Raw genomic sequence first — 26,567 nt, 5'->3', positions numbered from 1 at the left:
GCTCAAAAAAACACCCACATACTTGCGGGTGTTTCTCAAATTATTTATTATACACTTGCCAGCAATTCGGGTTCTTTCGTTTCGTTTAACTCAAGTGCTTTAGAGGTTGATTCTTTGATTTCACGCAGTAATTCCGGATTTTCACGTAATTTCATTCCATAGGATGGAACCATTTCTTTAATTTTCGGTTCCCATTCTTCCATCCGTTCCGGGAAACAGCGATTCAAGATATCCAACATAACCTGTACGGCAGTGGATGCACCTGGTGAAGCACCGAGTAATGCAGCAACTGTTCCGTCCGCACCTGTAATTACCTCGGTACCAAACTGTAATGTTCCTTTTCCGCCGTGATCCGTATCTTTAATGACTTGGACACGCTGTCCAGCAACAATCAAGTCCCAGTCCTCACTCTTCGCATTCGGAATGAATTCACGAAGTTCTTTCATCCGCTGTTCTTTTGATTGCAGCACTTGTGTCACTAAATATTTCGTAAGCGGCAACTCCTTCGCTCCTGCTGCAAGCATCGTAAATACGTTGCTCGGTTTTACCGAAGTAATTAAGTCCATATTGGAACCCGTCTTCAAGAACTTTGGTGAAAATCCGGCATACGGACCGAATAATAATTGCTTCTCATTATTGATATAGCGTGTATCCAAATGCGGTACGGACATTGGTGGTGCACCGACCTTCGCTTTACCGTACACTTTCGCATTATGCTGTTCCACGATGTCTGGATTATTACATACCATGAAGATTCCGCTAACCGGGAACCCGCCGATATGCTTGCTCTCTGGAATGCCTGTTTTTTGTAAAAGATGCAAGCTACCACCGCCACCGCCAATAAAGACGAATTTCGCAAAATGGCTTTCCGTCTTACCAGTTTCCAAGTTTTTCACTTTGACTTCCCAGCCTCCCCGTTTTTGCTTCAGATCTTCCACTTCATGATTGTACTGGATATCTGCTCCAGTCTCGTCTAGATGTTCAAATAACTTCCGAGTTAAAGCGCCAAAGTTCACATCTGTTCCACTATCAATCTTCGTCGCGGCAATCCCATCTTCAAGTACGCGGTCATTCATCATAAGCGGCAGCCATTCCGCTAATGTTGCAGGGTTCTCCGTGTATTTAATATCTTCAAACAAAGGATTTTCCTTCATCAATTCATAACGTTTCTTTAAAAATTCGACATTCTTTTCACCTTGGACTAAGCTAATGTGCGGCAACGCTCTAATAAACTTCTCCGGATCCTGCAATAAGCCTTTCTTTACAAGATAGGACCAGAACTGCAAGGAAACTTGGAACTGCTCATTCACATTATTTGCCTTTGTTACATCGATTGTGCCATCTGGATTTTCAGTCGTATAGTTTAACTCACATAATGCGGCATGCCCTGTACCAGCATTATTTAATTCATGTGAACTCTCTTCCCCTGCTTTCTCAAGCTTCTCAAACACTGTAATGTTCCACTCCGGCGCCAATTCATGCAATAGCGTACCAAGCGTTGCACTCATAATTCCAGCACCGATTAAAATAACATCTGTGTTCTCCCTTTTATTCATACTATCCTCTTCCTTATCTGTATATTTTGAACAACGGCGCAAGCACCCTTACAGGCTAAGTACGCGATTCGTTACGCGGACGCCTGTACCAGCGTATCCAGTAGTCGCAGCAACGTACAAACTGTTCCTTCCAGAACGGAAGGTAGTTCGGTGTTGCCCCACTGAATGAGTTTCACTTTATAGTTTCCTTTGCTCCTCCAAAAAATGAAAGTGCTTCCACAAATTCAATTGACTTAAGAACCCAATAGATTCTGCCCATAGATAAATTCATATAGTTGTAACACTATTATTTTAGCATATTCCCTAAATCTGCTCCAGCATTCCGCATGAAAACAGTTTTTTATGATTAAATGAGGAGCAATAACGGATAAGTTATCCATTATTCGTCTTAAAAGCTTGTCAAGCTACTGACAAGTGATAAGAAAAATTGTACAATGGAATATGAATTGTTCATGATATTCAACATAACGGTATGTTAAATATAGAATGGAAAGGGATGCGGGAATGGAAGTACGTGTGGAGAAAGATTTTTTAGGTGAAGTAGAGATACCTGACACCGCCTATTATGGTGTACAAAGCGTGAGGGCAAGGGATAATTTCCCCATCACAGGCTACAAGACGGATGTGACACTTATCCGGGCAATTGGTTTTGTTAAAAAAGCTGCTGCGATGACGAATGCCGAGCTCGGTCAACTGGATAAGCAGCTCGCTGAAGCAATTGTAACAGCTTCGGAGGAAATAATTAGCGGGAAATTTGATGACCAATTTATCGTCGACCCAATTCAAGGTGGAGCGGGAACTTCCTTCAATATGAATGCAAATGAAATTATCGCGAACCGAGCACTCGAATTATTAGGCGAAAAGAAAGGCAACTACAGTATTATTAGCCCGAACTCGCATGTCAATATGGCACAATCAACAAATGATGTTTTCCCAACTTCAGTAAATATAGCACTTATCGAACGCCTACATCATCTCGTTGATAAAATTGCCAAGCTTGTCGATGCCTTAAAGTCAAAATCTGAGGAATTCGATAATGTCATTAAAATGGGAAGAACCCATCTGCAGGATGCTGTTCCAATCCGTCTTGGCCAAGAATTCATTGGCTACCATTCTGTTATTGATCGTGACCTAGAGCGAATCAGTAAATCAATCAAACGCTTACGCTCCATCAACCTCGGTGGAACATCTGTTGGAACTGGACTCAACGCCCTGCCGGAATACACGGAGAAAGCTGTTGACTACTTAGCAGAACTCACAGGCTTTGAACTGAAAAGCAGTGAGAGCCTGATTGATGCTACTCAGAATACAGATGTCTATACCGAAGTGTCTGGCATGCTGAAAATCCATGCATTAAATATATCGAAAGTCGCTAATGACTTACGCCTGATGAGTTCCGGTCCGACTGCAGGACTTGGAGAAATCAATCTTCCGGCACGTCAAAGCGGCTCTTCCATCATGCCAGGTAAAGTAAATCCGGTTATTTGTGAAGTAATTAGCCAAGTCGCTTATCAAGTTGTTGGGAATGACGCAACAATTGGAATGGCAGCAGAAAACGGACAGCTTGAATTGAACGTAATGAAGCCGGTCCTTGTATTCAACCTTCTCGAATCCATTTCTATTTTAGAAAATGGAATTCAGATCTTTAAAGAATATGCTATTGAAGGAATGACTGCGAATATCGAACATTGCCGGAATATGGTCGAACGCAGTATTTCTCTCGTAACCGCGATTAATCCATATGTTGGTTATGAAAAAGCAACTGAAGTCGCCCGGATTGCAATTGAGACAAATCGTCCGATCCGTGAAATCTGTATTAAAAACGGAATTCTTACAGAAAAAGAAGTCGATACGATCCTCGACTTAAATAACTTAACTTCCCCTGGAATTGCTGGGAGAGATAAAGTATATGCAGGGAAATAAGTAATTAAAAACGGTCGGTTCAGGAACTATTCCTAACCGACCATTTATTTTGCCGTTCAAAATAATATTGCAGTACATAGGTAGCCCGCTTGCATTGGGGGTGTGCTTCGATATTTTTCAGTAATCCTTTAATAACCGCTTGATGCAATGAGGGATTCACCAGCTCGTTTTTTAACATAAGAATGGATTCTTTTTCCACAGATTCTTCCAGCAAAGCAATCGTCTCATCAAGAATCGCGTAAACCCTCTCCTTTGTAATCGATGTTCCCTGTGACCCTTTTAGCATAATGTAGGCATCTTCTGTAATTGCCGGTTGGCTCGTATGTTTAGCCAAAATATGCGTCTTTTCTACAAGTGATTCAGCGAGCTGTTTTGCGTCAAAGGGCAGATCTGTAAGTAGCAATATTTCCATATAACTCTTCATGAGGCCAAGAATCGTATAGACAAGGTCATATTTGTTCTCCAACACTTTTTCTCCATACACCTTTTCAAGCATCGTTAAAATCAATTCTTGCATCCGTTCATTATAGCCACTGATTTGCGTAATAAATTCCTCATCCAAAAAGTGAACTTGCTCTTTCATAAAGATTTTTGCGAATCCCGATTGCTTCAAAAAGCGTTCAAAGTGATATTCATAAAAATTATAGAGTAGTTGATCGGAAGCGCCTTCACTGACCACTTGGTCAACACCGGTAATAAACTCCCGTAAAAATTTATGAATTAAGGCCATAATCAGTTCATCCTTCGATTTGAATGAAAGATAAAAGGCTCCTTTTGATATACCAGAACGTTCCGTGATTTCTTGGACAGATGTTGCACGGAACCCTTGCTCAGCAAAAAGCTCCATTGCTTTTTCCATAATTAACTTTCTTTTTTCCATTTTTATCGTCCTGCTTTCCGCTATTTCTATTGACTTCTGACCTGCTGGTCATATATTATAGAAAAATGAGTTTAAAATGTCAACAAAGGGACGGTGCAAATGAAAAGTATAGCTAATTTCGTTATGAAGAACAAACTTGCGGTATGGTTACTCACCATTATCGTAACTGCTAGTGGTATTTATGCCGGGACTCAGATGAAAACAGAGTCCATTCCAGATATATCCATTCCTTATTTAATGGTGATGGATGTTTATCCAGGGGCAACCGCGGAACAGGTGATGGAGGATATATCCATCCCGCTTGAACGAGCGGTTGAAGACCTGGAAGATGTAAAAAATGTTTACTCTGACTCCTCTTCCAGCCTTTCCAGTATTCAAATTGAATATGAATATGGAGTTGATATGGCGGAGAAACGTCGTGAATTGCAGGACGCAATTGAAGGCGTCAACCTGCCAGAAGATGCCCAAGAACCGACGATTACAGCAATTAGTCTTGATATGATGCCGGTTCTTGCATTAAGCATCAGTAGTACAGAAGAAGACATTGTCGAGCTTACATCAACTGTAGATGAAGTCATTCTGCCAAAAATTGAAAAGTTGGACGGAGTAGCCTCTGCTACAATGGCCGGTCATCATGTAGAAGAAGTACAGCTTACATTCGATGAAGCCGCCATGGAAGAACTCGAGCTCGATGAAGAAACGGTAAGAGATATGATCCAGGCAAGTGACATGGCCGTTTCCCTCGGTCTGTTTGAGTTTACAGAAGGAGAAGAAGCTGTTGCCGTTGACGGGAAATTCACGACGGCGGAAGAACTGGAAGAGATGGTTATTCCAGTCACACCATCAGAAGAAAATCCTGTACCATTTGTAGAACTTGCTGATATTGCAGAAATCGAAACAGTCGGTAAGGTCGAGTCCATCTCCCGTACAAACGGAGAAGATGCGATTGGGATTCAAATTGTTAAAGGCCAGCAAGCAAACACAGTTGATGTTGTTAATGCGGTCAAGGATTTAATGGAAGAAGAACAGGATCGATTGGACGGACTTGTTGTAGATGTTTCGCTTGACCAAGGAGAACCAATTGAAGATTCCGTTAGCACAATGGTGGAAAAAGCACTATTCGGTGGAATAATTGCTGTTATGATTATCCTGCTTTTCTTACGGGATATTAAATCCACAATTATTTCCATCATTTCCATTCCAGTTTCTATTTTCACGGCTTTCCTGATCTTGAACTGGCTGGATATTACAATGAATATTATGACCCTCGGTGCGGTAACGGTTGCCATCGGACGGGTTATTGACGACTCGATAGTTGTTGTTGAGAATATTTATCGACGACTTCACTTGAAAGACGAACAACTTAGAGGGCGTGCATTAATCCGTGAAGCAACCATTGAGATGTTTAAACCTATCCTTTCGTCCACTTTAGTGACGATTGCGGTATTTGCCCCAATGGTCTTTATCGGTGGTATGGTTGGCGAACTATTCATGCCGTTTGCTTTAACGATGTCTCTAGCATTGCTCGCATCCTTACTTGTCGCAATTACAATTGTTCCGGCGTTATCCCATACATTGTTCAAGAAGAAATTATATGGTGACCGGACTGAAGTGAAACATAAAAAACAAGGAAAAATAACACAGGGATATAAGAAGTTCCTGAACTGGACATTAAATCATAAATTCATTACATCCTTTCTTGCAATTGCCCTACTCGTTGGAAGCTTATTCTTAACACCATTGATTGGCTTCAGTTTCCTAGGCAGTGATGAGGAAAAAGTGATGTATATCACCTATTCACCAGAACCAGGTGAGTTAATGGATGATACACTTGAAAATGTGGCAGAAGTAGAAGATAAGCTAATTGCCCGGGATGATACAGAAATTGTCCAGCTTTCCATTAATGATTCCACATCTCCTGAATCAGCGATGATGGGTACTGGTGGCGGCGGAGCACTAATCTTCGTTACGTTCGATGAGGATATGGAAAACTTCCCTGAAGTACGAGATGAAATTAAAGATTATATTACGGAAATCGGCCACTCTGGAGAATGGATCAGCCAGGACTTCTCTATGGATATAGGCTCGAATGAGCTAAGCTATACATTCTACAGTGAAAATCGAAATGATTTAAATGAAGCTGTTCGGATGGTTGAAGAAGTTATGACTGAAAATGAGCGCTTGGAAGATGTAACGTCGACTGCAGAAGGTGCATACGTCGAGCATATCTTGAAAGTTGATCAAGCGGATCTCCTGCAATATGGTTTAACAACAGGACAAATCGTCGGTATACTAAGCAATTCCTCTACAGAAGATGTACTGACAACGGTAGAAAAAGATGGTGAAACTCTTGACGTTATCGTTCAGCAAGAAGCAGAAACAGAAGCAACTTCAATTGATGAATTACTTGAATTAGAAGTACCTGTACCTGCTCAGCCAGGAACCGTACTTCCGTTATCTGAATTAGTATCTGTGGAAGAGGATTCAACGGTTGCTACATTGTCCAGAAGTAATAACCAATACTATGCGACCGTATCGGGAACGATTCTAGATCAAGATATTTCACAAGCAACTTCAGAGCTTGATGAGGCAATTGAAGATCTTGAACTGCCTCGAGGTGTGGAAGTAGGCATTGCCGGGGTTGCAGCTGATATGGAAGAAACATTTGAAAAGCTTGGTGTTGCGATGCTTGCCGCAATTGCGATTGTTTACTTCATCCTAGTTGTTACCTTTAGTGAAGGAATTGCCCCATTCGCAGTTCTATTCTCCCTTCCATTTGCAGTTATTGGATCTTTCATTGGTCTATACTTGACTGGTGACACCATTTCCGTAACGGTAATGATGGGACTCTTGATGCTAATTGGTATCATTGTCACGAACGCGATTGTGCTTGTCGACCGGATCATCCGGATGGAACGCAGCGGTATGTCGCTTCGTGAAGCGATTATCGAAGGTGGAGGCACACGTCTCCGTCCAATTCTGATGACAGCTATCGCGACAATCGGAGCCCTTATCCCACTTGCTGTTACAGGTGGCGGAGGACTTGTATCAAGAGACTTAGGTATCACCGTTATCGGTGGACTCGCAAGTTCGACACTCCTTACACTCATTATCGTACCAGTGGTATATGAAATGTTAAGTAAACTCTTTAAGAAAGACCGTAAAAATATTAGAGAAGATTAATCGAAAAGGACGACCAGAATATTCTGGCCGTCCTTTTTAATTGGCGGGAGGGACATTGGGAGGGACATTGGGGTCAGAGCATCTGTCCCACTGGGACAGATGCTCTGACCCCAATGTCCCGATTAAAATCCGAAATCTATTCCAGTTAGTAGGTACGTGGCGACGAGCAGTACTAGCAGGTAGCCTGCGCTGAGCCAGAACATGTCAAACTTCGGTTTCTTCACATTAACCAAGAATAGATAAATATGAATCATACCAAAAAGCATCAGACCAAACACATACATAATCATAAAGTATTCAATAGCAAGTAAACCAAAAAGTACGAAAACGATACAAAATACGAGCACAAACGGGATGTTTACTGTAACGTATTTCGTCAGCAATAATTTATGTTCCATTTTTCGGTTTCCAAAATAGGATAGCATGTAATATAAAGTAAAATAGCCAACCGCAAACGTGACGAGCCAACCAAACATCGTCTTGAAAAGAAACTCAATCCCTATCGAACTGCCAAAAAAGCTTCCTAAACCACCAAACATATTGTCCATAAGGTTTTTCACAGAGAAATATGCGAACACTCCAAGGATAAAAGATAAAAGATAAAAGAACGAATATAATGACACTTGTTTCTAAACTAATTGAACGGTTGGAGTTAATGACCGAATGCGGTTTGATAATCGCATCTTTTAATATCCCTTTTGATTCATTCAGACTCCTATCAAAATTGAAATTTACTTTTTTATCTTTGGAATCTGTTTCTTTTTGCTGATTTTCATTTACATTAGATGGTTGTTGAACGTTCTCTTGATGTGTGGGTTGGATCTCTTCTTGGCAAGTTGAAGCATGCTGATGAATAGTTTGTTCTTGCGGAGAAGCTGTAGACTTCTCATCTGTCCCCTTCTCGTAATCCCCTTCTAACTGTTGACCATTGTTTTTGTCCATGCTGCTGGTTCCTCCCTTTTTAGTATACTTTTTATACTATATATCACCCTACTACACGCAACATCTACGATAATAGGATGTTCCCTAGCCGAAGTCGGATGGGAAAGTGCCACCATTTTCCATTCTCTTTTATCCAACCATAACTCTAACCAAATCACAATGGACTTATGACATAGGCACATCGATTGAAAAAGCGCGGATTATTGATGTATCAACAAATCCCGCGCTTTTTAATTTTTTGGGACAGGGGGTCAGAGCATCTGTCCCAGTGGGACAAATGCTCTGACCCCAATTGTCCCACTCGGACTATTCAATATAATTTACGATATTATAAATACCCGCTGAACCACAGCACATATTTTTGTCTGGCAGTTCGAGATAAGTAATCCCTAGCAACTCCAGCGGCTTATTCTCCCGTTTTTGAACATTTGTCATATGGCGGGACGGCTGGTAGGTTATAACTTTATTAATCTCTTTCGTACACGGTAAGCGTAATTCTCTCAAAATGACACTAATATCCACATTCTTTCTAGCAAATTGCTCTGCTCGTTCCGCCCAGTCTGTATCATCCGCCAATAACTTATCGTATTCTACGAGTTGTGCGCCACAGCCCCCGATGCTGTTAATTTATACAATAAATCTTGCCGGGAATCTTCATTGATAAACATACCGACGCCAGGCCGGACGGTAATGATGCCGGAAGATTCCAGAACGGTTACAGCTTCTTTCACGGACGTCTGGGAGATGCCGAACATTTCCGCAAGTGCTCGCTCGGATGGAAGATTTTCCCCTGGGGAAATTTGTCCGTTTGCAATGGAAGTTTTGATTTGTTGTATATCGTTTGATAGATTCTTTTTCGTTTTTTAATTGGTGCAAATTCCATAGAAAACCTCCAATCTGGCCAGTGGCTAGGTGGACAGTCCACAATCGGTTTAGAAAAAAGAAACATGACATTCCTGTTTCCTTTTTCTAACACTTATGATCGTTTGCTTACCGTAAATCTGCCTTTTACTTCATTTCCCCATTTTAATGTGTATTCTTCTCCGTCTGTAATCGGTCCAACGCCCTCGGGGGTACCAGTATAAATGATATCGCCTTTTGACAAACCAATTTCTTCATAGATGTATTCTAGCAACGCTTGGAAACTAAAAATAACGGATTGGATATTTCCCTGCTGAACCGTCTCCCCGTCACGTTCCAAGGAGAATTCCACATCTTTTATTTGTTCCACACCAGGAAAGTCCCAAAACCCCGTCACAATTGCTGCATTCCTGAATCCTTTCGCAACAAACCATGGATGCCCCTTTTTCTTTAGATTCGATTGAATATCTCTTAGTGTTAAATCAATACCTAGCGCCATTTGTGTAACGATTTCCTCTACCGTGAAACCGCGCTCCACTTCATTCCCGATATAAAGGACAATTTCCAGTTCATGATGGATATCACCGCGATTAGCTGGAAAAGATAAGACGCTACCATCCGCAGAAGCAAGCGCACTTGTCGGTTTTGAAAATACTAAAGGTTGATCTGGTACTTCGTTTCCTAGTTCCAGCGCATGATTTTTATAATTACGTCCGATACAAAATATGTTCTTAATTTCCATGATTTTTCCTCTCCTTCCTTCAGCTACATAACACGGGGATGATTCAACTTGATACGTGCTTTCGTTAAGTGACCCGCTACTGCTGCTCGAGCTACCTCGGCATACTCTTACGTCCGTTACTTTCGCTCCCTTGAAGTTCTGCCTTATCTCGTACAGTCGCATACACATCCCCATGATGATTATTTAAAGCTAGAATACATCGTTTTTTGAAATCTGTCATCTTCTCCTTTGGGACATGGGGTCAGAGCATTTGTCCCATCTGGGACAAGTGCTCTGACCCCAATGTCCCACTGTCTGACTTTAAATTATGGAATAAACAGCATACAGGCAAACACCTTGCACTTGAATGGATGAAACGGAGAAAATGGATAATCTGTAAGGTGCAGAAAGTAATGAGGAAATACGTGGAAAACCTTCCGGATAAGATGTTGAAAACGGAACATCCACCTTTGTAACGGTATTGGGAAGGGAAGACGCGAGGAAATTGTGGGACGATTACTTCCCAAGCTGCCGAAACGCTAAATCAAATAAATCTCATTATTTGAGCGGGACATGGGGTCAGAGCTTTTGTCCCAGAAATCTGGGACAAGTGCTCTGACCCCAATGTCCCGCACGTTGTGTTATTTTTTTGCGACGACTATCAAATAGCCTTTGTCGAGTTCTGCTTCATATCTGTCTGCCTCTGCTTCTGTAAGGCCAAGGTTTTCAAATTGATTCCGGAGTTCGTCACCACGGGAACGGAAGACATTTGCGATTTTATCCAGGATGCCCTCTTCCTCCATGCCTACTTGATTCACATGCAGATTTTCTGATAGCTTGTCCGTTAGGTCTGGCTCGTGGGCAATAACATAAATTTCATCTTTTGTATAACCTTGTAGCATTAATTGGTCGATCTTCTCTTTTGCCTTCACACTATTTTCAACAACATAAACATTTTCCATTATTAAAAACCTCCTAAGCAGTTTACTAGTTTATGCTTCTCTTTTGCTTTCATTCTATGTTTAACCGCTTCAGAGAAAATAAAACATTTTCTTGCGGAATACGAATTACCCTGCTATAATGAACACTAACTAAATACTGGTATCTTTAATTCAGTCCTGTGAGGCTGACAAGAACAGCGGGTAAGTAGAGGATGCGTCTGCAATCGATATACTGTAGATGCCTATCTTTATATTTAAAAGAGGCTAATTGTCAGCATATACTGATGATTAGCCTCTTTTTTACTTCCTCATGTATAGAAAATGGATACCAGCTAATGAGGAGGATACAAAATGAAAAAATTTGATCCGGAATTTTCTCGGCAAGCTGTCCCAATGGGAAATCGTAATAGCTTTTGGAAAATCTTATCTGTGATGCTTGGAATGACATTTTTCTCAGCAAGTATGCTCGCAGGTGGAGAGCTCGGACTTGGTCTCACCTTCACACAATTTATGCTAATTGTTTTGATTGGGAACTTCATTTTAGGAATTTACACTGGTTCCCTTGCTTTTATCGCGGCTAAAACTGGTTTATCGACCCATTTGCTAGCAAAATATGCCTTTGGAGAAAAAGGTTCACACCTGCCTTCTTTCCTGCTTGGCTTTACACAAGTCGGCTGGTTTGGGGTTGGGGTTGCCATGTTTGCGATTCCTGTTGCAAAAATTCTCGGCTGGAATGTGTACGCCCTGATTTTCCTGTTTGGGTTTGCGATGACAGCGAGCGCATTGTACGGGATGAAATCGCTCGTCCTACTTGGATATATTGCAGTACCAGCGATTGCGATGCTTGGTACATATTCCATGTTTCACGCGACAGAAGTAATTGGTGGTCTGCAAGGTCTCATTTCCTACGAACCCGTAACATCTATTTCCGTGGCAGCTGCGCTTACGATTTGTATTGGATCTTTCATTAGCGCCGGCTCACTCACACCGGACTTTACCCGTTTTTCCAAATCACCACGCCAAGCCGTAACGGCAACGGCCATCGCCTTTTTACTAGGTAACTCACTCATGTTTATTTTCGGTGCTTTCGGTGCGATGGCATATGGCCTTGCTGAGATTTCCGAAGTTCTCTTTCTACAGGGATTGGTTATCCCAGCGATTGTTGTCCTTGGCTTAAATATTTGGACAACGAATGACAATGCGCTTTACGCTTCCGGATTAGCCTTTGCTAATATCACGAACATGCCGAAGAAATTATTTGTCATCATCAATGGACTCGTCGGAACGCTTTTTGCAATGTGGATGTACAGTAATTTTGTTGGATTTCTCAATGTGCTTGGAGCGGCAATTCCTTCCATTGGAGCGATTATAATTGCAGACTATTTCTTTATACGCAAGCGGAAATATGCTGAATTTGAGAAGATGCATTTTCAAAAAGTGAACTGGATTGCGATGATTGCTTGGGCAGCCGGAGTTAGTTTGGCCCAATTCGCACCAGGGATCAGTCCGTTAAATGCCCTGATTGGCACTGGGATGGTATATATTATATTAACGAAAATTTTACCTGAAAGAATTTTTGTAAAAGGGGTTGCTATGACAAATGATCATTAAAAATTGTACATTACGTGGACAAGATGGTACATTCCATATCATGATTCAAGATGGTGTTTTTGAAAAAATTACCGCAGATGAAAAGGAGTTGCCCGAGGATAAGGAAATCCTTGATGTCGGGGGTGCTTTCGTCCTTCCACCGTTTATCGAGCCTCATATTCATTTGGATACGACATTGACAGCTGGAGAGCCTGAGTGGAACAAGAGCGGTACATTGTTTGAAGGGATTCAGCGCTGGACCGAGCGGAAGGAAACATTGACGGAAGAAGATGTAAAAAAACGGACGAAAACCGTGCTCGAATGGCAAATCGCCCAAGGGATTCAGCATGTCCGGACCCATGTTGATGTGACAGATCCTGATCTGACGGCTTTAAAGGCGATGCTTGCTGTGAAGGAAGAGATGAGCAATTATCTCGACCTGCAAGTCGTAGCTTTTCCGCAAGAGGGAATTCTATCTTATCCGAACGGTGAAGAGCTTCTTCGGGAGTCGCTCAAGCTTGGAGCTGACGTTGTTGGCGGGATTCCTCATTTTGAATTCACTCGGGAGTATGGCGTCGAATCCTTGAAGATCGCTTTTGATCTTGCCGAAGAATATGACCGGCTAATCGATATCCATTGTGATGAAATTGATGATGAGCAATCCCGATTTGTTGAAGTTGTTGCTGCGGAGGCGTTAAAGCGTGGGCTAGGTGCAAAAACGACTGCAAGCCATACAACAGCGATGGGATCTTATAATAATGCTTATACGTATAAATTATTCGGATTATTGAAGAAGGCAGACATTAACTTTGTATCGAATCCGCTTATTAACATTCATTTACAGGGGCGTTTTGATACGTATCCGAAACGGCGGGGACTCACACGGGTAAAAGAGTTGCTGGAATCGGATTTGAATGTTTGCTTCGGTCACGATGATGTTTTTGACCCGTGGTATCCTTTAGGAACTGGAAATATGCTGCAAGTATTGCATATGGGCATCCATGTCGCGCAGTTGATGGGCTATGAGGAAATTGTTAATTCAATCGATTTGGTTACTGCAAACAGTGCACGCACCTTGCATATTGAAGATCGGTACGGAATTGAAGCTGGAAAACCAGCAAACTTTATTGTTTTAGGGGCAGAAAATGAGTATGAGGCGATTCGGAAACAAACAATTGTCCGCTACGCCTTCCGAAACGGTAAGAAAATCGCCGAAACAAAACCAAGCGAAACCCATATCAACCTCAACACAAAAAAAGAAATCACCTTTACAAGATAGACAAGTGGTGGGACATTGGGGTCAGAGCACTTGTCCCAAAAAAAGCGGGGACAGTTGCTCTGACCCCAATGTCCCTCTATTATTTATTAGCTTATTAAGATAACGAGTGGTTTCTACGATTTTTTTAGCTTCAATGTTTTATAGATTTTACTCAAATTATAGCGAACAGATTCAGCCGGCAGTTCCAGTTCTTAAGCAATTTCTTGATTGTTTTTCTTTAGAAATATTAAGTATAAGATGTCTAACTCACTAATGGATACTTCAATTTTTCGTTTACTTAAGCCTTCTTTCAAGATCAATTTCCTTAGTAAATCAACTCGATGAAGGCTCTTGATTAACTCATGAGCAATTTCCCCGGAGAGGATATATTGATGTATATCGCGCACCGAGCTAAGGAATTTTTCCGGTGAAAGGTCTTGAAGCAGAACAATTTCTAAACGGGAAAGGGACAAGGGGGTCAGAGCATTTGTCCCAGAGATTCTGGGACAAATGCTCTGACCCCCTGTCCCCATTTTTAAATTGTTACAATGCGGTGAAGTATATTGCATTTTCACGTTGAATACAGTATATTTAAATTGTAAGAGATAGTGAAATATTTCACAATATAATATGTGAGGAGATAAACAAATGAAAAACTTTATTAAAGGACCTCAGATGGCGGTTGTTTGGACAGTATTGCGGGTTTGGTTAGGTGTACAATGGTTGACTGCGGGTTGGGGTAAAGTAGTTGGCGGATTTGATGCCGGCGGGTTTCTGCAAGGTGTACTTGCCAATGCAACAGGCGAAGCCCCTACAGTACAAGCATGGTACGCAACATTTGTCGAAGGCTTTGCTATTCCGAATGTCGGTTTAATAAATATCTTGATCCCGTGGGGAGAACTCTTGGTAGGTATCGGTTTAATACTTGGTGCAGCTACTATTCCTGCTTTAATCGCTGGTGCATTCATGAACCTTAATTTCTTACTTGCAGGAACATTGAGTACAAACCCTATGCTTTACACGCTTGCGATTGTGCTTTTATTCACAGGTGCAGCAAGTTATTACTACGGTGTCGACCGTTTTATTGCTCCATATATCAAAGCACGCTTCAATAAAAAAGCAAAAACAAAACCAACAGATAAAACAGTTAACTTCCCAGCATAAACTGGGACAAATACACTGACCCTGTGTCCCGATTGGGACATGGGGTCAGTGTATTTGTCCCGATTAATATATTATTAAAAGTTTGGCGATTTACGTTTTCAGTTGGTTTATCTGAGGTAAATGATACTTTTGATCTCTTACATTACGATGATAATTCCCTTTTCCCCCTCTATTTTCCAGAAATAGCTCCCCCTTTACTGTAAATCCTCTATTTGCTTCTTCTTTTCGAACCGTCTATGATAAATGCTAGCATCCTTTCCCCGTCTTTTCTCCTATATACCCTATCATTAATTCTTTCAACATCTCATCTTTTTTCAGAAAAGCATATCTTTTTTAAATAAACCAGGAAGGGAGGATATTTTTGTGGCGAGAAAGCCGCGTAAAAAAAGTTTAAGTGGGATTTATCATGTCATGCTGCGTGGGATTAATAAGCAATCAATTTTCGAGGATAAGAATGACAGATACAGATTTATGCAGACATTGGCATATGTTAAAAAGAAAAGTGGTCTTTTACTCTATGGTTATTGTTTAATGGATAACCATGTCCACCTGTTGATTGAAGAAAGAGAAGAATCAATTTCTAAAGCGGTTCAGCGCCTAAGTTCAAGTTATGTTATTTGGTACAATCGGAAATACGATCGAACAGGTCACTTGTTTCAAGGAAGATTTAGAAGTGAAACAATAGAGTCTGTCCGCTCTTTTTTAAAAGTACTTCGTTATATTCACCAAAACCCCGTTCAGGCGGGACTTGCTAGTGACGCCATAACATCTAAATGGACAAGCATGCAAGAATATTTAGGCAAACCTTCACTTGTGGATACCGAAGTTGCCGTTCAATTATTCGCTTTAGACAGGGAGAAAGCAATTCGATTATTTATCGAATTTATGCTGCTTCAACATGAAGATGAGTTTATGAATAATACAGGCAAAAAAGTTCTTGAGGATGCAGAAGTTATGAATTTTCTAACGGAGATAGGTATAAGCAACATAAGCCACTTGCAAAAAATGGGGAAAAGTGAAAGAGATGCAGTCATTCGTGAATTAAAAGCACTAAAAGGTATCACCATTCGACAACTCTCACGCATTACCGGAATCCCAAAAAGTGTCATCGCTCGTGTGAAATAAAATGGGACATTGGGGTCAGAGTAAATGTCCCACTGGAACAAGCGCTCTGACCCCAATGTCCCTCTCCCACTGGGACAAATCCTCTGACCCCAATGTCCCTCTCCTAATCATCAAGAAGTGGAATGTCCTGATGTTTCGTTTCATTGGTGCGATTTATTGGAACGTGGTTGAAGATTTCACCACTTTCAAAGAACTCGGCAACTCTGCGAATCCAATCGTGGTAATCCATCCACTCCTGTAACTCTTCAAGTAGGTCGTCAACCTGCTTTTCTTCCTCTATCGATAATTCCGGGGATTCCTTTATTTGTTTTAATCTATTTTTAAGCCTTGGCTCAAAGCTTCTGTTGCGCATAATCGCTTTTTGCCAAGAGGAATTGAATAAGGTAATAAAGGTTTCGTAATGATCTTTTTCAAGTTGATATAAATCTTTCCGCACACCTTTTTTGAAAACCCGGACAAGCATATCCATATCAAGCATTTCGCGAACCACTTGACTCATCCGTGTTTTACTCATTCCAGTTTCGGCGGATAACTCATCGAGTGTCATCGGCTCACGATTCAAATAAATAATCCCCAGTATACGTCCGACAGTCGCAGAGACCCCGAATGTGCTCATGAAATCGGAAATTCGATCAATAAATTGTGTTCGTATCTCATTAATATTCTCTCTATGAATTGTCATCGTTCTCCTTCCTTCAGTCGCTAGCCAAACTATAGTAGTACGTAAACTCTTTGCTGTTATTACTATAATATGTTTAAGGCGGATTAAAAAGTATTTTCAATCGAAATTCCAAGAAAAGTACCCAATGATTGGGACAAATGCTCTGACCCCATGTCCCATTCTAGGAGGCTTGCGGCTTGGACGGTTTTACCGGGTGAAGTTTCCGTTCAATCCAGCCCATCACCAAGTCTGCAATAATCGCCATAAAGGCTGTCGGGATTGCCCCAGCTAAAATAATTGCTGTCCCGTCCGTTGCATTCGTGCCAGTAATAATAATAGCGCCAAGACCGCCTGCACCGACGAACGCACCGATCGCCGCAATCCCGATGCCAATGACAATAGCGGTCCGAAGCCCAGCCATTATAACACTGATCGCTAACGGCAACTCTACCATTCGCAGTACTTGAAAGCGTGTCATGCCAGATGCATAAGCCGCTTCCACAACATTTTCATCTACACCTTTCATGCCAACATACGTATTTTGCGTAATCGGCAAGATGGAATAAAGCGCCAAGGTGAATACCGCCGTATTTACACCGAGTCCAAAGACCATCATAATAATCGCCATAGCACCTAACGCGGGAATCGTCTGAATAATACTTCCGAGGGACAATACCCATCCACTCAATTTACCGTATTTAGCAATGAGGATACCGAGTGGAATTGCGATAATAGCTGCAAATAATACACCATAAGCAGCCATCAAGAAATGTCTGTAAAATTCAACCCAAATATAACCCGCATTCATACTGACATAGGTGAAGAACTCTTGCAGTATTTCCATCTCACTCTTCCCCCTTTACGTCTTCAAAATAATTGTTTTCCTCGAGGAAATCCTTCGCTACTTGCCGAGGATTAATCAGCAAAACATCTGCCTGATAATTCAATTCCTGCATCTGTTCTGTAGAAATTTGCCCGTGCAACCGTTCAAGCATGTGAACCATTTCCGGATATTGCTCTAACGTTTCATTCGCAACGACAGGTGACGCATCGTATGGCGGGAAAAAGCGACGGTCGTCTTCAAGCACTTTTAAATCAAATTCTTTAATTCTACCATCTGAAGAATAGGCAAGCACAACATCCATACTACCTGATGCCGCGGCTTGATAAACGAGCCCAATGTTCATCGGATATACTTCTCCAAAGGAAAAATACATTTCTTGAAATCCATCATACCCGTCCCCTTTCCGGTTGACCCATGAGTTATCCACGCCAAAGCGCAAATCATCTGCAAAAGGTTCCAAATCGGAAACGGTTTCGATATTATTTTCTTCGGCAAATTCAGAGGTAATCGCAATTGCATACGTGTTTTCAAAACCATAGGTTGGCCCCCATAGTTGGTTGAATCGCCCTTCAAATTCCCGTTCCACAATTTCCAATGCCGCATCGGGATCTCTCACAGGTTCCATACCGAGTGCCCCGGATAAATCCGTCCCTGTGTATCTTGAAGCCGTGATATCCAGATCACCTCGCACCATTCCTTGATGCTGAACGATGGAAGAACCAAGATGTGTCACGAGTTCTGTATTTGCACCAGTCTCTCTTTCTATCATAAGCGACAACATTTCTGCTAATATATGAGATTCTGACGTTGCTATTGCCCCGATTTTAATCGTATTAGCGGCCGAACCAGTAAGTCCTGGTAAGGAGCAGCCAGTTAGCGTCAGAAGTAACATGAGTCCTATAATTCCTTTTCTCAAGTAATCCACCTCCAAAATTATCCTGCTGCTTTATATGATTCTCTTAATCCTTTTGGCATCATTCTAGTTTCTAGACCAGCAAGGGACCGATCAGCAATGACAGCAAGAATCGTTGCCGGAATGGTTCCAGCTAAAATTAAATCCGGACGATAAAGGTTTAGGCCATCGAAAATAAAGTCACCAAGCCCTCCCCCGCCGATAAATGCAGCTAAGGTTGCCCAACCGATGAGATAAACGGTGGACAAACGTATTCCTGCCATAATCACCGGTAAAGCAAGAGGAAATTCCATTTTTAAAATAGACTGCCATGTGCTCATTCCCATACCTTTCCCTGCTTCAACAACGGACTGATCGACTCCCTGGACGCCGACATACGTATTTCGTAAAATCGGCAGCAAGGAATAGAAAAATAATGCGACGATTGCCGGCAATTTTCCAACTCCCAAAAAGGGAATAAAAAAGGCAAGTATAGCCAAGCTTGGAATTGTTTGTAGCACCCCAATGAAAGAAATAAAGCGATCAGCAAACTTTGGTGCCCTGGATAGTAAAATTCCGAGCGGTACAGCTACGACAATTCCTAGTACAATTGCTGCGAGAGAAATATAGAGATGTTCCCACGTTTTAAATAGCAATTCACTTCCATGGGTTGAAAAAAATTCCATCATTTATATACACCTCCTATTATGCTTGAATTTCAGGTTCAGAATCTTCCAGTTCCATTCCATTGCCCCAAATCGTATCGTAAAGTAGATTGGCAAGGGCTGCTCTTGTGACGATCCCTGTTAAACGATTATCGTTATCAACGACTGGAACATATTTCATTCCACGGCGTAAAATTTTGTGAACCGTATCACGAAGTAAGCTATCTTCCGTTACAGTGAAAAGTTCCGTTTCCATTACTTTCTCCACTGTTGTCGCTTTTCTATAATTCAAATTCACCATTTCAATATCAATAAACCCTTGTAAAACATGGTTAGAATCTACAACGAGCAAAGAGTCTACTTTTTTATCCCTCATTGTAGCAAGTGCGTTTTTCAATGTAGCTTGAGGTTCAATTGTTATCGGCGAGCCTCCTGTTATTTGTCCAACTGTCACAACATCCGGGCGACCTTGAATGAGACGTTCTTTTCCAAGGAATTCCTCTACAAAATCATTTGCTGGATTTCTTAAAATTTCTTCAGGCGTATCTGCCTGGACAATTTCCCCGTCACGCATAATTACGATGCGATCAGCGAGCTTTATTGCTTCATCCATATCATGGGTGACAAATACGATTGTTTTATCTAATTCACGTTGCAGTTTTTTAAATTCGTCCTGTAAGGAATCCCTCGTAATCGGGTCGAGTGCACCAAATGGCTCATCCATCAATATTAAGGGTGGGTTCGCCGCTAATGCGCGTAGGACACCGATTCGCTGTTGTTGTCCGCCACTTAGCTCATGCGGATATTTATCAAGATAATCTTCCGGCAGATCAACTAACTTAATCAGTTCGCGAGCCCGGGCATCTTTCTTCTCCTTCGACCACTTGAGAAGCGTTCCAACAAGGACGATATTTTCTTTAATCGTCATATGTGGCATGAGACCGACTTGCTGAATGACATAGCCAATGGAACGACGGAGCTCAACGGGGTTCTGTTTCGTGATGTCTTTGTCATTTAGTAAAATACTTCCGTCTGTAATATCGATGAGCCGGTTGATCATCTTCATCGTTGTCGTTTTCCCGCAACCACTTGGTCCAATAAAACAGACAAATTCTCCTTTATCCACTTTTAAATTCAAATTATTTACAGCAGGCTTTCCATAATTACTGTAGCGTTTTGTTACATTTTTAAATTCTAACAAAACGAAACACCTCCAAATTTTTCAGAATGAATCGACTACTTCATTATATCGAAACTAAATAAATAACTAAAACCGATTTAAACGTCATACAGTATGATTAATTCATACAATATTTACTTTATAAACTTTATAACCGCACTTTTCGTACAATTCCTCCATAAATCGCCGTAAATCTAGTATAATGTTATGGAAAGCGTGGGACAGTGGGGTCAGAGCAAATGTCCCAGTGGGACACTTTGCTCTGACCCCCTGTCCCATCCGTGAAGGAGGTTTTATTTGTGGGTGTTCGTGATCATCTTGGTCGGCTAGTTCCGATTGACGGTAGGCCAGAGCGGATTATTTCCCTTGTTCCTGCGATAACGGAGACGATGTATCATTTAGGATTGGATAAGGAAATCGTAGGGCGGACGAGATTTTGCAAATTTCCGGTAGATAAAGTGCAGAATGCCATTAATATTGGCGGCACGAAAGATATAAAACTGGATCGTATTCATGAATTGAAACCAGATCTTATTATTGCCGAAAAAGAAGAAAATACGAAGGAAATCGTGGAGACGTTAGAAAAACACTATCCCGTTTTCGTCTTTGAAGTACAGCATTTCAAAGATGTCTTCCCAATGATTGAAGATATCGGCCGTCTAACAGAAAAAGAAGAGGCCGGAAGCAAACTCGTGCACCAAATCAAAACTGCATTTCAAACTCTTCCCCATGGTGGGAATAAGCGAGTCGCCTATGTTATTTGGCAGAGGCCGTATATGGTTGTAGGGAAAAATACGTATATCAATTCACTGCTTGAAGAAATGGGGTTTATTAACCCTTTTACAGAAGTAGAAGGACGCTATCCAATAGTGACGGAAGAAGATTTCAAGCAAGCGGAACTCGATGAACTTTTTCTAGCGACGGAGCCTTTTCCTTTCCGAGAAAAACATCTTGACGTATTCCACGAGATGCTTCCTCATACGAAAGTAAGAATTGTAGATGGGGAAATGTTCTGGTATGGTGCGAAAATGGTCGAAGCTGCGGCGTATTTCAAGACTCTCAGAGAAGAATGATAGATTCCTTTATAGCTTAAATAGCGGATTAATCAAACTTTTTTCTGATTAATCCACTTTTTTTATTTAACCTATTGCATAAATATACATTGGCTAGTATAATTATAATCAATTCTTTAGACATATAGGAGCGAATGCTATGGAAACTAAAAATGTAATTATAATTGGTGCTGCTGGAAGAGACTTTCATAATTTCAATACGTATTATCGTGATAATGATTCATATAAAGTTGTTGCATTTACTGCAGCGCAAATTCCTGATATTGATGGACGGAAATATCCGAGTGAGCTTGCGGGTAAGCTATATCCGGAGGGAATTCCGATTTATTCCCAAGATGAATTACCGAAATTAATTAAGGAACTTGAAGTCGATGAATGCGTTTTTGCCTTCAGTGATTTAAGCTATGAAGATGTCATGGGAATCAGCGCGGTTGTGAACGCTGCTGGTGCCGACTTTAAATTGCTTGGCCCGAACAGCACAATGCTGAAAAGCAAGAAGCCGGTCATTTCCGTGACGGCAGTACGTACGGGGACAGGGAAAAGTCAAACTTCTCGTAAAATCATCGAATCCCTGCTAAAGAAAGGCTTGAAAGTTGTTGCTGTTCGTCACCCGATGCCTTACGGTGACCTAACCGCACAGCGAGTACAGCGTTTCGCAACTGTTGATGACTTGAAAAAGCATGACTGTACCATTGAGGAAATGGAAGAATACGAGCCACACGTAACAAGAGGAAATATTGTCTATGCTGGGGTGGATTATGCAGATATTTTAGAGGCTGCAGAAAATGATCCCGATGGCTGTGATGTGATTCTTTGGGACGGTGGAAATAATGACTTTTCCTTCTACGAGCCAGATCTAGCGATTACTGTTCTTGACCCGCATCGTCCAGGTCACGAGCTAAAATATTATCCTGGTGAGGTTTGTTTAAGAACTACGGATGTCGCGATTATCAACAAAGTAGACAGTGCACCGCAAGAAGCAATTGACATTGTGGAAAACAATATCAAAGCAGCAAGTCCTGTTAGTGAGATTATCAAAGCAGAATCTACTATTTCTGTGGATAAGCCGGAGCTCATTAAAGGAAAACGCGTTTTAGTTGTGGAAGACGGCCCGACACTTACCCATGGGGAAATGAAGATTGGCGCGGGTACAGTTGCAGCAGAGCGTAACGGGGCAACCGAATTAATTGATCCTACCCCATATTTAGTAGGAACATTAAAAGAAACATTTGCAGCTTATCCACATCTGGAAAATGTACTTCCCGCGATGGGATATGGTGAAAAACAGCTGAAGGATTTAGAAGAAACAATTAATAATACAGATTGTGATGCAGTTATTATCGGAACGCCAATCGATTTGACTCGCGTTATCAACATCAACAAACCGACCACCCGAGTCTTCTATGACTTAGACGAAGTGGAAGGACCAAACTTAGACAACATCCTCGAAAACTTTATCAAAAAACAACAACTGCAATTAGCTTAACAAATCGGGACACGGGGTCAGAGCCGTTGTCCCGATTTTTTGCGGAACAATGCCTCTGACCCCAATGTCCCAACTTTTGCGGGACAATACCTCTGACCCCAATGTCCCGCCTTTTGTGGGACAGATGCTCTGACCCCGTGTCCCAATTCAATTATCATGATCTTGCTCTAGTGGGTGGGTTGCGTCATGTAGGGCTTGTTCCAATTCTTTTTCATATTTTAGTTTCTGTTCGTTAGTCCAGTCGAGAGTTTTTGCCATATATTGAACCACTTCATTTTTATGTTCGTGCACCCATGAAATATTGAAAAATAATGCCCCTGTACGTCTTATAAAAAAGTCTGTTGGTTTATAGGTTGATTCATAATCAATGGCATAACGCAGCATCGTGAGCACTACCGGATCTATCGTTTCATCTTGAGATTGGGATTCACGCTGATAAATATCGTATAAAATTTCTATATTGGAGCCGTACCTTTGCACAAGCTTCTTCGTTACCTCTTCTTTTAAGCCAATCTTTAATCCGATCTCTACCTTTTCTTTTATAAAATCAAGGAAACCTGCTGATCCTCCCACAGAGCCTCCAGAGATACATAATTCTTTCGTTTGCGTACTAGGGAATGTCCGGCCTTCTTCTTCAGCTAATTGTTTTCCGACTAAATCTACAATGCTTTCTGCCATTTTACGGTAGCCGGTTAGCTTACCGCCAGCTATAGAAATAAAGCCTGAATCAGAGACAAAAATTTCATCTTTTCGGGAAACCTCTGATGGGTCCTTCCCCTCTTCATGGATAAGCGGACGTAAGCCAGCCCAACTCGACTCCACATCTTCTGGTTTAATACCGACTTGAGGGAACATGTAATCAATTGCCTTTAACACATAATCACGGTCTGCGATGGTCATTTTCGGATTGGCAATATCGCCTTCGTATACGGTATCTGTCGTACCTACATATGTTTTACCCTCCCGCGGAATAGCGAATACCATCCTTCCATCTGGAGTATCAAAATAAATTGCCTGTTTTAACGGGAATCGTTCTCCGTCAAATACGAGGTGAATTCCTTTCGTCAATCTCAAGTGCTTTCCTCTTTTCGAGTTGTCTAATTCACGTAACGTATCTACCCATGGACCAGCAGCATTTACAACCTTTTTTGCATAATATTTTTGGGTTGTGCCATCTATTTGATCCTCGGCCTCAACACCAATTACTTTATTATTTTCATAAATTAAGTTAGTGATTTTCATATAATTTAAAGCATGCGCACCATTTTCTACAGCCTTTTTCATCACCTCAATTGTTAAACGAGCGTCATCTGTCTTATACTCCACATAATAACCAGCTCCTTTAAGACCTGTTGCATTTAATAATGGTTCACGTCTTAACGCCTCTTCCGGCTTAAACATCTTTCTTCTTTCATCTTTTTCCACTCCGGCAAGAGTATCATAGACTCGCAAGCCAATATTCGTTGTGAACGGTCCAAACGTACCTCCTTTATAAAACGGAAGCATCATCCACTCCGGCGTGGTCACATGGGGACCATTTTCATAAACAATTGCCCGCTCCCTACCGGTTTCAGTAACCACGCCAATTTCAAACTGCTTCAAATATCGCAGTCCACCATGGATTAGCTTCGTTGAGCGACTGGAAGTACCCGCTGAAAAATCCTGCATTTCTAATACGGCGACCTTCATACCTCTCGTTGCCGCATCTAGAGCAATCCCAGCTCCTGTGATCCCGCCGCCTATTACAAGTAGATCAAAATTTTCCAGCATGTTCGTTTTTATTTCTTCGCGATGTAAACTTGAAAACATGTGAATCCGCTCCTTTATTAATTATTACTATATATTGGCAATCTACAACCTGAGACGGATTTATGTTGAGAAGCTATTTCGTAATCAAATGATTGCCCCATTCATAATGATTCCCCGTTTTTCGCATAAATAAAAAGAGACCACAAAACACTCTATAAGTATAGAGGCTATGTGGTCTCTCGAGAATCTCCGTCCAATGTATTAACTTATTTTAAAGTATAGCACCTATTCTGTTTCCTGGTAAAGTACTTTGCCTCCGTAACAGAATTTATTCAGGATGGTGATAATAATCGTAAATTTTCCTGAAGCAAGCTTAAATCTTGAATACTCTCGTTGCTTCCACAGCTTTCTTCCAACCATTATAAAGCTCCTGGCGTTTTTCATCTGCAAAGTCAGGCGTAAAGCTGCGTTCAATTTGCCATTGTTTTGCTATTTCTTCTTTGTCCTTCCAGTAACCAATTGCTAAACCAGCCAAATACGCTGCTCCTAAAGCGGTTGTCTCGTTAATCATAGGCCTGTCTACTTGAACATTCAATAGATCACTCTGGAACTGCATAAGGAAGTTATTTTTAACCGCTCCACCGTCGACACGTAATGATTTCACTCCAATACCAGAGTCATCAGCCATTATATCTACAACGTCTTTTGACTGATAGGCAATCGATTCCAGTGTAGCTCTAACAAGGTGTTCTTTTGTCGTACCGCGTGTCAACCCGAACACCGCTCCCCGCGCTTCACTATCCCAATATGGTGTACCTAAGCCAACGAATGCAGGAACAACATAGACACCGTCCGTAGATGCTACATTCTTAGCCAAATTCTCACTTTCTGGGGCGCTTTCCAATAATCCCAATCCATCACGAAGCCATTGGATAGCAGATCCTGACACAAAGACGCTACCTTCAAGAGCATATTCAACCTTTCCGTCTACTCCCCAAGCAATTGTCGTTAGTAAACCATTTTCCGATTGAACACCTTTTTCTCCCGTGTTCATCAATAAGAATCCGCCTGTACCATACGTATTTTTAACCATTCCTTTGTCAAAACACGCTTGACCAAATAGAGCTGCTTGCTGGTCACCTGCAATCCCGGCAATCGGAACTTCTTCACCGAAGAAATGGTAACTTATAGTATGGGCATATACTTCAGAGGATTGTCTAACTTCTGGAAGCATGCTCTTTGGTACTGTTAATATTTCCAGTAGCTCGTCATCCCATTTTAAATCGTAAATATTGTACATCAGGGTCCTGGAAGCATTGGAATAGTCTGTGACATGGACTTTATGGCCAGATAATTTATACACAAGCCAGCTGTCAATCGTACCGAATTGCAGTTCACCTTTTTCCGCCTTTTCCCTAGCTCCGTCCACATTATCTAAAATCCATTTTACCTTTGTACCTGAAAAATACGGATCGAGCAGCAAGCCAGTCTTTTCTTTAAACAAGTCGTTATAGCCCTTTTCACGCAAGGTTTGAACAATTTCTTCTGTTTGCCTTGATTGCCAGACGATCGCTTTATAGATCGGCTTTCCGGTTTCTCTATCCCACACTACAGTCGTTTCCCTTTGGTTGGAAATTCCGATGCCTTTTACTTGTTTCGGACCTATATCAGCCTTTCTTAACACATCGGCAATACAAGCTAGAACAGATGTCCAAATTTCATTGGCATCATGCTCAACCCAACCAGGATGCGGGAAAAATTGCTCAAATTCCCGTTGTGATACTTCCACAACTTCTCCCTTTTCATTAAATAATATAGCCCGTGAACTGGTTGTTCCTTGATCAATAGATAAAATAAACTTCTCCATTTATTT

23 protein-coding genes are annotated in these 26,567 nt (G+C 41.5%); 8 read left to right on the top strand and 15 right to left on the bottom strand.

Annotation, left to right across the window (positions count from 1 at the left end; translation table 11 throughout):
- Positions 1–47: 47 nt before the first annotated feature.
- Positions 48–1,598, bottom strand: a complete 1,551-nt coding sequence (gene mqo, locus WKU33_RS00630) for a malate dehydrogenase (quinone) (protein ID WP_340452746.1) — start codon at positions 1,596–1,598, stop codon at positions 48–50.
- A gap of 462 nt (positions 1,599–2,060) precedes the next feature.
- Here mqo and WKU33_RS00625 point away from each other — a divergent pair, with 462 nt between their 5' ends.
- Positions 2,061–3,479, top strand: coding sequence for an aspartate ammonia-lyase (locus tag WKU33_RS00625; protein WP_340452744.1), 1,419 nt, complete (start codon positions 2,061–2,063; stop codon positions 3,477–3,479).
- A 19-nt stretch (positions 3,480–3,498) separates the two neighbouring features.
- Here WKU33_RS00625 and WKU33_RS00620 read toward each other — a convergent pair whose 3' ends face one another.
- The gene (locus tag WKU33_RS00620) at positions 3,499–4,359 is read right to left on the bottom strand and encodes a TetR/AcrR family transcriptional regulator (protein ID WP_336251779.1); all 861 of its coding nucleotides are present in this window, start codon (positions 4,357–4,359) and stop codon (positions 3,499–3,501) included.
- A gap of 99 nt (positions 4,360–4,458) precedes the next feature.
- On the opposite strand from WKU33_RS00620, the gene WKU33_RS00615 reads away from it, so the two are divergent.
- Positions 4,459–7,542, top strand: coding sequence for an efflux RND transporter permease subunit (locus WKU33_RS00615; RefSeq protein ID WP_156856197.1), 3,084 nt, complete (start codon positions 4,459–4,461; stop codon positions 7,540–7,542).
- A 122-nt stretch (positions 7,543–7,664) separates the two neighbouring features.
- Here WKU33_RS00615 and WKU33_RS00610 read toward each other — a convergent pair whose 3' ends face one another.
- The 6 genes from WKU33_RS00610 to WKU33_RS00585 all read right to left on the bottom strand — a co-directional run bounded on the left by WKU33_RS00610 (position 7,665) and on the right by WKU33_RS00585 (position 11,028).
- Positions 7,665–8,018: a hypothetical protein gene (locus tag WKU33_RS00610; protein ID WP_340452741.1), complete on the bottom strand. Its 354-nt coding sequence runs from the start codon at positions 8,016–8,018 to the stop codon at positions 7,665–7,667.
- Between the two features lie 16 nt (positions 8,019–8,034).
- On the bottom strand, positions 8,035–8,484 hold the full coding sequence (locus tag WKU33_RS00605; protein ID WP_340452738.1) for a hypothetical protein: 450 nt from the start codon (positions 8,482–8,484) through the stop codon (positions 8,035–8,037).
- Positions 8,485–8,790: 306 nt separating this feature from the next.
- Positions 8,791–9,060 carry a (Fe-S)-binding protein gene (locus WKU33_RS00600; RefSeq protein ID WP_188855888.1) on the bottom strand — a complete coding sequence of 90 codons (270 nt, stop codon included), beginning with the start codon at positions 9,058–9,060 and terminating at the stop codon, positions 8,791–8,793.
- 14 nt (positions 9,061–9,074) lie between these two features.
- Complete coding sequence (locus WKU33_RS00595; protein ID WP_268239571.1) at positions 9,075–9,311, bottom strand: FadR/GntR family transcriptional regulator; 237 nt, start codon at positions 9,309–9,311, stop codon at positions 9,075–9,077.
- Positions 9,312–9,460: 149 nt separating this feature from the next.
- Positions 9,461–10,087, bottom strand: coding sequence for a fumarylacetoacetate hydrolase family protein (locus WKU33_RS00590; RefSeq protein ID WP_188855889.1), 627 nt, complete (start codon positions 10,085–10,087; stop codon positions 9,461–9,463).
- A 620-nt stretch (positions 10,088–10,707) separates the two neighbouring features.
- On the bottom strand, positions 10,708–11,028 hold the full coding sequence (locus tag WKU33_RS00585) for a general stress protein (protein ID WP_188855890.1): 321 nt from the start codon (positions 11,026–11,028) through the stop codon (positions 10,708–10,710).
- A gap of 330 nt (positions 11,029–11,358) precedes the next feature.
- Here WKU33_RS00585 and codB point away from each other — a divergent pair, with 330 nt between their 5' ends.
- From codB to WKU33_RS00565, 4 genes are all read left to right on the top strand, one after another.
- The gene (gene codB, locus WKU33_RS00580; protein WP_340452736.1) at positions 11,359–12,618 is read left to right on the top strand and encodes a cytosine permease; all 1,260 of its coding nucleotides are present in this window, start codon (positions 11,359–11,361) and stop codon (positions 12,616–12,618) included.
- Complete coding sequence (codA, locus tag WKU33_RS00575; RefSeq protein ID WP_340452734.1) at positions 12,608–13,876, top strand: cytosine deaminase; 1,269 nt, start codon at positions 12,608–12,610, stop codon at positions 13,874–13,876. Before codB ends, codA begins: the two co-directional genes overlap by 11 nt.
- 627 nt (positions 13,877–14,503) lie before the next feature.
- Positions 14,504–15,019 carry a DoxX family protein gene (locus WKU33_RS00570; protein WP_336253342.1) on the top strand — a complete coding sequence of 172 codons (516 nt, stop codon included), beginning with the start codon at positions 14,504–14,506 and terminating at the stop codon, positions 15,017–15,019.
- 363 nt (positions 15,020–15,382) lie between these two features.
- Positions 15,383–16,144, top strand: coding sequence for a transposase (locus tag WKU33_RS00565; RefSeq protein WP_340452731.1), 762 nt, complete (start codon positions 15,383–15,385; stop codon positions 16,142–16,144).
- 103 nt (positions 16,145–16,247) lie between these two features.
- Here the strand turns inward: WKU33_RS00565 and WKU33_RS00560 are convergent, their stop codons facing one another.
- The 5 genes from WKU33_RS00560 to WKU33_RS00540 all read right to left on the bottom strand — a co-directional run bounded on the left by WKU33_RS00560 (position 16,248) and on the right by WKU33_RS00540 (position 20,407).
- Positions 16,248–16,826 (bottom strand): GbsR/MarR family transcriptional regulator, encoded by a 579-nt coding sequence (locus WKU33_RS00560; RefSeq protein WP_340452729.1) that lies wholly within the window; start codon positions 16,824–16,826, stop codon positions 16,248–16,250.
- A gap of 160 nt (positions 16,827–16,986) precedes the next feature.
- Complete coding sequence (locus tag WKU33_RS00555) at positions 16,987–17,649, bottom strand: ABC transporter permease (protein ID WP_340452727.1); 663 nt, start codon at positions 17,647–17,649, stop codon at positions 16,987–16,989.
- A gap of 1 nt (position 17,650) precedes the next feature.
- On the bottom strand, positions 17,651–18,541 hold the full coding sequence (locus tag WKU33_RS00550) for an osmoprotectant ABC transporter substrate-binding protein (RefSeq protein ID WP_188855927.1): 891 nt from the start codon (positions 18,539–18,541) through the stop codon (positions 17,651–17,653).
- Between the two features lie 41 nt (positions 18,542–18,582).
- Positions 18,583–19,230, bottom strand: a complete 648-nt coding sequence (locus WKU33_RS00545; RefSeq protein WP_156856184.1) for an ABC transporter permease — start codon at positions 19,228–19,230, stop codon at positions 18,583–18,585.
- Between the two features lie 16 nt (positions 19,231–19,246).
- The gene (locus WKU33_RS00540; protein WP_156856183.1) at positions 19,247–20,407 is read right to left on the bottom strand and encodes a betaine/proline/choline family ABC transporter ATP-binding protein; all 1,161 of its coding nucleotides are present in this window, start codon (positions 20,405–20,407) and stop codon (positions 19,247–19,249) included.
- A gap of 278 nt (positions 20,408–20,685) precedes the next feature.
- Here WKU33_RS00540 and WKU33_RS00535 point away from each other — a divergent pair, with 278 nt between their 5' ends.
- Both WKU33_RS00535 and WKU33_RS00530 read left to right on the top strand, forming a co-directional pair.
- Positions 20,686–21,459, top strand: a complete 774-nt coding sequence (locus tag WKU33_RS00535) for an ABC transporter substrate-binding protein (protein ID WP_340452724.1) — start codon at positions 20,686–20,688, stop codon at positions 21,457–21,459.
- Positions 21,460–21,598: 139 nt separating this feature from the next.
- Positions 21,599–22,945 carry a cyclic 2,3-diphosphoglycerate synthase gene (locus WKU33_RS00530; RefSeq protein ID WP_340452723.1) on the top strand — a complete coding sequence of 449 codons (1,347 nt, stop codon included), beginning with the start codon at positions 21,599–21,601 and terminating at the stop codon, positions 22,943–22,945.
- A 147-nt stretch (positions 22,946–23,092) separates the two neighbouring features.
- On the opposite strand, the gene WKU33_RS00525 is transcribed toward WKU33_RS00530, so the two are convergent.
- Entirely contained in the window at positions 23,093–24,754 is a 1,662-nt protein-coding gene (locus tag WKU33_RS00525) for a glycerol-3-phosphate dehydrogenase/oxidase (RefSeq protein WP_340452721.1), read from the bottom strand.
- A gap of 313 nt (positions 24,755–25,067) precedes the next feature.
- Positions 25,068–26,561, bottom strand: a complete 1,494-nt coding sequence (gene glpK, locus WKU33_RS00520; RefSeq protein ID WP_340452719.1) for a glycerol kinase GlpK — start codon at positions 26,559–26,561, stop codon at positions 25,068–25,070.
- Positions 26,562–26,567 lie beyond the last annotated feature (6 nt).

The sequence above is a fragment of the Oceanobacillus sp. HCA-5259 genome (assembly GCF_037892815.1).
Classification (GTDB): Bacteria; Bacillota; Bacilli; order Bacillales; family Amphibacillaceae; genus Oceanobacillus; species Oceanobacillus indicireducens.
This window is presented reverse-complemented; position numbering and strand designations above follow the sequence as displayed.